We start from the raw sequence: 6,125 nt of genomic DNA on the forward strand, positions 1-6,125 counted from the left end.
GTGCGGTGTGACGACCGACGCCTTCCCGGCTGAAGCCGGTCCCACTGTTTGACCGCGTATCCATAGTGGGACCGGCTTTAGCCGGGAAGAGGCCGGTATGTTCGCCATCAGAATTGCGGTGTGACGACCGACGCCTTCCTGGCTAAAGCCAGTCTCACTGTTTGACCGCGTATCCATAGTGGGACTGGCTTTAGCCGGGAAGAGGCCCGTGTGTTCGAAATCAGATTTAGGGTGTAACGACCGACGCCTTCCTGGCTAAAGCCAGTCCCACTGTTTGACCGCGTATCCATAGTAGGACCGGCTTTAGCCGGGAAGAGGCCCGTCTGCTCGTCATCAGATGTGCGGTGTGAATGCCGACGCCTTCCCGGCTGAAGCCGGTCCCACTATTTGACCGCGTATCCATAGTGGGGCCGGCTTTAGCCGGGAAGAGGCCGGTGTGTTCGCCATCAGCACCGCGGTGTAACGACCGACGCCTTCCTGGCTAAAGCCAGTCCCACTGTTTGACCGCGTATCCATAGTGGGACCGGCTTTAGCCGGGAAGAGGCCCGTGCGTTCGCCATCAGATTTGAGGTGTGACGACCGACGCCTTCCCGGCTAAAGCCAGTCTCACTGTTTGACCGCGTATCCATAGTGGGGCCGGCTTTAGCCGGGAAGAGGCCGGTGCGCTCGCCATCAGAATTGCGGTGTGACGACCGACGCTTTCCTGGCCAAAGCCAGTCTCACTGTTTGACCGCGTATCCATAGTGGGACCGGCTTTAGCCGGGAAGAGGCCGGTGTGCTCGCCATCAGAATTGCGGTGTGACGACCGACGCCTTCCCGGCTGAAGCCGGTCCCACTGTTTGACCGCGTATCCATAGTAGGACCGGCTTTAGCCGGGAAGAGGCCCGTGTGCTCGCCATCAGAATTGCGGTGTGACGACCGACGCTTTCCCGGCTGAAGCCGGTCCCACTGTTTGACCGCGTATCCATAGTGGGACCGGCTTTAGCCGGGAAGAGGCCCGCCGATTATCTGATTAGATCCGCGCTGCAAAGACGTCTTGATGATTGCGGCACTGCTCTGCCGTCAGCATGAACACGCCGTGGCCGCCACGCTCGAACTCCAGCCAGGCGAAATCCACTTCCGGGTACAGCGCTTCGACGTGAACCTGGCTGTTGCCGACTTCCACGATCAACAAGCCCTTTTCGTTCAGATGGTCCGCAGCCTGGGCCAGCATGCGCCGCACCAGATTCAATCCATCGTCACCGCAGGCTAGCGCCAACTCCGGTTCGTGCTGGTATTCGTCGGGCATGTCGGCGAAATCTTCGGCATCGACGTACGGCGGGTTGGACACGATCAGGTCAAAACGCTGACCCGGCAGACCGTCGAAACCATCGCCCTGCACGGTGTACACGCGCTGATCCACGCCATGGCGCTCGATGTTCTGATTCGCCACTTCCAGCGCCTCGAACGACAGATCGGCCAACACCACTTCAGCGTCGGGGAACACGTCGGCGCAGGCGATGCCGATGCAGCCGGAGCCGGTGCAGAGGTCGAGAATGCGTGCCGGATCGCTGGCCAGCCAGGGCGTGAAACGCTGTTCGATCAGTTCACCGATGGGCGAGCGCGGAATCAGCACGCGCTCGTCGACGATGAATGACATCCCGCAGAACCAGGCTTCACCCAGCAGATACGCGGTGGGCACGCGTTCCTCGATACGTCGCTTGATCAGGTGTTGAACCGCAACCAGCTCTTCTTCTTCAAGGTTGCAGTCCAGGTAACTGTCGGCGATTTCCCACGGCAGGTGCAGTGCGCCGAGCACCAATTGGCGAGCCTCGTCCCACGCGTTGTCGGTGCCATGACCGAAAAACAGGTCTTCCCCGTGGAAACGGCTGACAGCCCAACGGATATGATCGCGCAGGGTGCGCAGGCGGGAAGTGATCACGGCAGACTCCTTGAAAAAACGACGGGCGATTCTATCAGCCATCCACGCAACAAACGATCCCGCACCGGGCGCGGCGGCCATGCGCAAAACTTTCCGCAGTCTTTGACTCGTTTTGCAGGCACTATGACAGCAACCGCGACCTGCTCGACGGCTTGAAGCCCGGCAAAAAAGCGAGGTCTGTGAGCATGGCGATTCACAGAATCGCTCTGCCAGTGGACAATGTGGCAAAAGCCCCACTCGAAGGAGCCCCCCGATGTCTGTTTCAAACACTGGTCCAAAGACCATGTTTCAACTCAGTGGCCGCGAATACGCAGCGGCGACATTGAGTAATGCCACCCTGATCATCATCGATGCGCAGAAGGAATACCTCAGCGGCCCCCTGGCCCTGACCGGCGTTCAGGACGCCATCAATAACATCGTCAAACTGGTTGCCGCGGCGCGTGCAGCGAAGTCGCCGATCATTCACGTGCGCCATCTGGGCACCGTCGGCGGCATGTTCGACCCCCAAGGCGAACGTGGGCAATTCGTCCCCGAATTGCAGCCTCAGGGTGACGAAATCATCATCGAAAAACGCCTGCCGAATGCGCTGAATGGCACGGTCTCCACCGACGACCGCACCACCCTGCACAGCCTGCTGGAAAGCCGTGGCCGTCTGGACCTCGTGGTCTGCGGGTTCATGAGCCACTCCAGCGTCAGCACCACCGTGCGCGCGGCCAAGGATTACGGGTTTCGCTGCACGCTGGTTGAAGACGCCTGCGCCACCCGCGACCTGCCGACCCCGAGCGGCGTGATCAAAGCCGAGCTGGTGCAGCAGGCGGAGATGGCAATCATGAACGACAACTTCGCCAAACTGGCGCTGACTGAAAACCTGATCTGATTCCTCGCTCCACAGGAGCTGTTGCGACCGAGCTGACTGCGCATGCCCCTCGCGCGGATCATTTTCCGGCAGTTCCTGTAGAAAAGGCGTACAAATGCAGTCTTCAGGCAAGGTGATCTTGTTCACCTGACCGCCTATCCGTTATCGACCCGTGATGCCCCTGAAACCTGGCCAGGCGGGAACCCCCCCACCCTGTGCTGGTCAGAGCGCCGATACCTATAGAGGAAATCGGAATGAAGATATCCGATGGTTTTGATGCCCGTCGCCTGCGCCCCAAGGGCCAGGGCAGCTGGCGGATGCGCATTATTGCTGCGTTTTCGGCCGTTCTGGCCACCGCTGGCGTACTGCTGGCAATGGCCGGCGTGGCCAGTTTGATCGGCAACCCGGTCGCGCTGGGCGAACTCAACGCCAGTCCGGCGGGCGCCGTGGTGACGGTGATTGTCGGTTTGCTGATGCTGTATGTCGGCGTCTGGTTCTGGCGCCGCAGTCGCCGCCGCCGTCGTCGTGCCGGTGAACTCAATATGTCTCCCCATCTGATGAAGAAACACGACTGACCTTCGCGTCATCCGCTGCCGTTTAATCATCGATCGTCTTAATCATCGATAGTCGCGCCGATTCTGGCGTGACGCGGTTAAACTGGCCCCCTTCGCGGAGACCACCATGCAAGACGACGATTTTTCCCTGTTCAGAAGCGAGATTCGCGGCGTAAAGCCGATCAAGACTGAACATGCGGACGTAGGAAAACCCAAAACCGACCGTAAGAACCTGGCCAAATTGCGTCAGGCCGCCACCGTGCGCTCCGACGCGACGATCACCGTTGATGGTTTGTCAGACCAGTTCGTGATCGATGTAGGCCCCGAGGACACGCTGTACTGGGCCCGTGACGGGGTGCAGGAAGGCCAGATGCGCAAGCTCAAGCTGGGGCAGATCAGTTTTGAAGGCAGCCTGGACCTGCACGGCATGAGCGTCGAAATGGCGCGCGAGACGATGTGGGAATTCCTGGCCGAGGCGGCAAAACTTGAAGTGCGTTGCGTGCGCATCACCCACGGCAAGGCCGTGCGGCTGGATGGCAAGCGGCCGATGATCAAGAGCCACGTCAATACTTGGTTGCGTCAGCATCAGCAGGTATTGGGATTTGCGTCGTGCATCGCCAAGCATGGCGGCGCGGGCGCGGTGTATGTGATCCTCAAGCGGACCATGATGGAGGGGCGTGACGAGTAAGGCAGGCCTTGCCGTTGTGCTCAGGTTGCCGTGGGTGGCTTGCCCGAGCGAATTCCCCCTGCAGGAGCCGGCTTGCTGGCGAACGCGGTGAATCAGAAACGCAAATATCGACTGACCCAACGCGTTCGCCAGCAAGCCGGCTCCTACGGATTCTGCAGCGTTCATTCAATCAGCTGTCCAGCCGATTGAAGAGCGCCATCACATCAACGAGGACCTGGACCACCGCCACCGCCGCCACCAGGGCCGCCGCCTTCATATTGACCACCGCCGCCACCGCCTCCGTGACCGCCATGGCCTCCCCCGCCCGGGCCCCAGAATGGCCAGCATCCGGAGATGGCTGACATCACCGCGATCACCATCGCGACTTTCGCTATACGACTCAACATTTCGATTTCTCTCTCAAAGCGGGCTTGACCACAGGTATTCATCACCTGCTGCTTCAGACAGTGCGCGCCTGTGAATCCGCGTCGTGGTTTGGTACCGATCAGGTACCGAACCCGATACGAAGCCATCCACAAAAAGGCCGCGAGGGATGGGTGTTCCCGTCGCGGCCTGTGCTTGGTGCGCTCAAATGTTCAGTAACAATCAGCGGCGGTAGTAACCCGGTCCGGGTCCAGGGCCATAACCACCCCGCCCGCCATCGTATGGGCCACCGTCGTAGTAACGGTGTTCGTGCCAGCCACCGCCGTGGCGACCCCAACCCGGTCCGAAAAAACACCCCGAAACCGACGACGCCAGGGCAATCACCAGTGCGATTTTCGCGATTCGGTTAAGCATCATAAGCACTCTCTTCATCCGGGCATCTGTCACCCGTTACTTCAGACATCACGCCGACAAATTCCGACATATCCCCTCGGTAAAGGTTGGGTAAAGGTCAACTGACACTGCCACGGCGGCGCCATGCCGCAGGCGTCTCGGCCGCCTGCCGTACCCCTGCGCGTCCAGCTACGCTACTATGTGCGCCTTTGCAGGCCCGCAACCCTGCGTTTTTTGAACCCACACGGAACACACCCCTGTGACTCTGGAACAGAACTACACCGCCATCCTCGGTCAACTCGGCGAAGACGTCTCCCGCGAAGGCCTGCGCGACACCCCGAAACGCGCAGCCAAAGCCATGCAGTACCTTTGCCGCGGCTATGAGCAAACCCTCGAAGAAGTCACCAACGGCGCGCTGTTCAGCTCCGACAACAGCGAAATGGTGGTGGTCAAGGACATCGAGCTGTATTCGCTCTGCGAACACCATCTGCTGCCCTTCATCGGCAAGGCCCACGTCGCCTACATCCCGAGCGGCAAAGTGCTGGGCCTGTCGAAGGTCGCGCGCATCGTCGACATGTACGCCCGTCGTCTGCAGATCCAGGAAAACCTCAGCCGCCAGATCGCCGAAGCCATTCAACAGGTCACCGGCGCGCTGGGCGTGGCGGTGGTCATCGAAGCCAAGCACATGTGCATGATGATGCGCGGCGTCGAGAAGCAGAATTCGTCGATGATCACCTCGGTGATGTTGGGTGAATTCCGCGAAAACGCCGCGACCCGCATCGAATTTCTGAGCCTGATCAAGTGATCCCGGCGTCCTGAAGGCCGCAGCATCTGGCTGCGGCTGTCTGGCGGTTCGTGCCGCCGAGTGAGGTTTTAGCGTGTTGATGAAAGCAGTGAGAGTCGGTCTCGGCCAGCTCGTGATCGCGGGCGATTTTCTGACCCGGCCGAGCAAGAAGAAGCGTTCTCCCGAAGCCCAGGCTGCCGTCGAGGCGTCGGCGAAAGCGCTGACGCTGTATCAGTTCCACGCCTGCCCGTTTTGCGTGAAAACCCGCCGGGCGCTGCGTCGCTTGAACGTGCCGGTGCCCCTTCGTGACGCAAAGAACAACGAACCGGACCGTCAGGCGCTGCTCAGCGGCGGCGGCCGGATCAAGGTGCCTTGCCTGCGGATCGAGGAAGAAGGCCAGACGGTGTGGATGTATGAATCCAAAGTGATCGTTGATTACCTGGAGAAGCGGTTCGCCTCAGTGTGAATCACATCACCTGTAGGAGCGGGCTTTGCCGCGTAAAATATAAGCTGCGACATACACGCGCCAGTTACACCCCAATATCGGGCCAGCGCGCTGCAAACGG

8 protein-coding genes are annotated in these 6,125 nt (G+C 60.3%); 5 read left to right on the top strand and 3 right to left on the bottom strand.

Annotated features, from left to right (window positions below):
* Nucleotides 1-1,012: 1,012 nt before the first annotated feature.
* Nucleotides 1,013-1,921 (bottom strand): 50S ribosomal protein L3 N(5)-glutamine methyltransferase, encoded by a 909-nt coding sequence (prmB, locus tag ACYAR8_RS22715; RefSeq protein ID WP_074892808.1) that lies wholly within the window; start codon nucleotides 1,919-1,921, stop codon nucleotides 1,013-1,015.
* Between the two features lie 253 nt (nucleotides 1,922-2,174).
* On the opposite strand from prmB, the gene ACYAR8_RS22720 reads away from it, so the two are divergent.
* The 3 genes from ACYAR8_RS22720 to ACYAR8_RS22730 all read left to right on the top strand — a co-directional run bounded on the left by ACYAR8_RS22720 (nucleotide 2,175) and on the right by ACYAR8_RS22730 (nucleotide 4,019).
* A complete protein-coding gene (locus ACYAR8_RS22720) occupies nucleotides 2,175-2,798 on the top strand; it encodes a cysteine hydrolase family protein (protein ID WP_074892807.1) in 624 nt (207 codons plus the stop codon).
* Between the two features lie 233 nt (nucleotides 2,799-3,031).
* Nucleotides 3,032-3,352 carry a hypothetical protein gene (locus ACYAR8_RS22725; protein ID WP_074892806.1) on the top strand — a complete coding sequence of 107 codons (321 nt, stop codon included), beginning with the start codon at nucleotides 3,032-3,034 and terminating at the stop codon, nucleotides 3,350-3,352.
* 106 nt (nucleotides 3,353-3,458) lie between these two features.
* Nucleotides 3,459-4,019, top strand: a complete 561-nt coding sequence (locus ACYAR8_RS22730; protein WP_065989376.1) for a Smr/MutS family protein — start codon at nucleotides 3,459-3,461, stop codon at nucleotides 4,017-4,019.
* A gap of 169 nt (nucleotides 4,020-4,188) precedes the next feature.
* Here ACYAR8_RS22730 and ACYAR8_RS22735 read toward each other — a convergent pair whose 3' ends face one another.
* Nucleotides 4,189-4,311 (bottom strand): hypothetical protein, encoded by a 123-nt coding sequence (locus ACYAR8_RS22735; protein ID WP_463581129.1) that lies wholly within the window; start codon nucleotides 4,309-4,311, stop codon nucleotides 4,189-4,191.
* Between the two features lie 293 nt (nucleotides 4,312-4,604).
* Nucleotides 4,605-4,799, bottom strand: a complete 195-nt coding sequence (locus ACYAR8_RS22740) for a hypothetical protein (protein WP_463581130.1) — start codon at nucleotides 4,797-4,799, stop codon at nucleotides 4,605-4,607.
* Nucleotides 4,800-5,034: 235 nt separating this feature from the next.
* Between ACYAR8_RS22740 and folE the strand changes: the two genes are divergently transcribed.
* Both folE and ACYAR8_RS22750 read left to right on the top strand, forming a co-directional pair.
* On the top strand, nucleotides 5,035-5,580 hold the full coding sequence (folE, locus tag ACYAR8_RS22745; protein WP_463581131.1) for a GTP cyclohydrolase I FolE: 546 nt from the start codon (nucleotides 5,035-5,037) through the stop codon (nucleotides 5,578-5,580).
* Between the two features lie 79 nt (nucleotides 5,581-5,659).
* The gene (locus ACYAR8_RS22750) at nucleotides 5,660-6,025 is read left to right on the top strand and encodes a glutathione S-transferase N-terminal domain-containing protein (RefSeq protein ID WP_463581132.1); all 366 of its coding nucleotides are present in this window, start codon (nucleotides 5,660-5,662) and stop codon (nucleotides 6,023-6,025) included.
* Nucleotides 6,026-6,125 lie beyond the last annotated feature (100 nt).

The sequence above is a fragment of the Pseudomonas sp. HP_01 genome, from assembly GCF_055284355.1.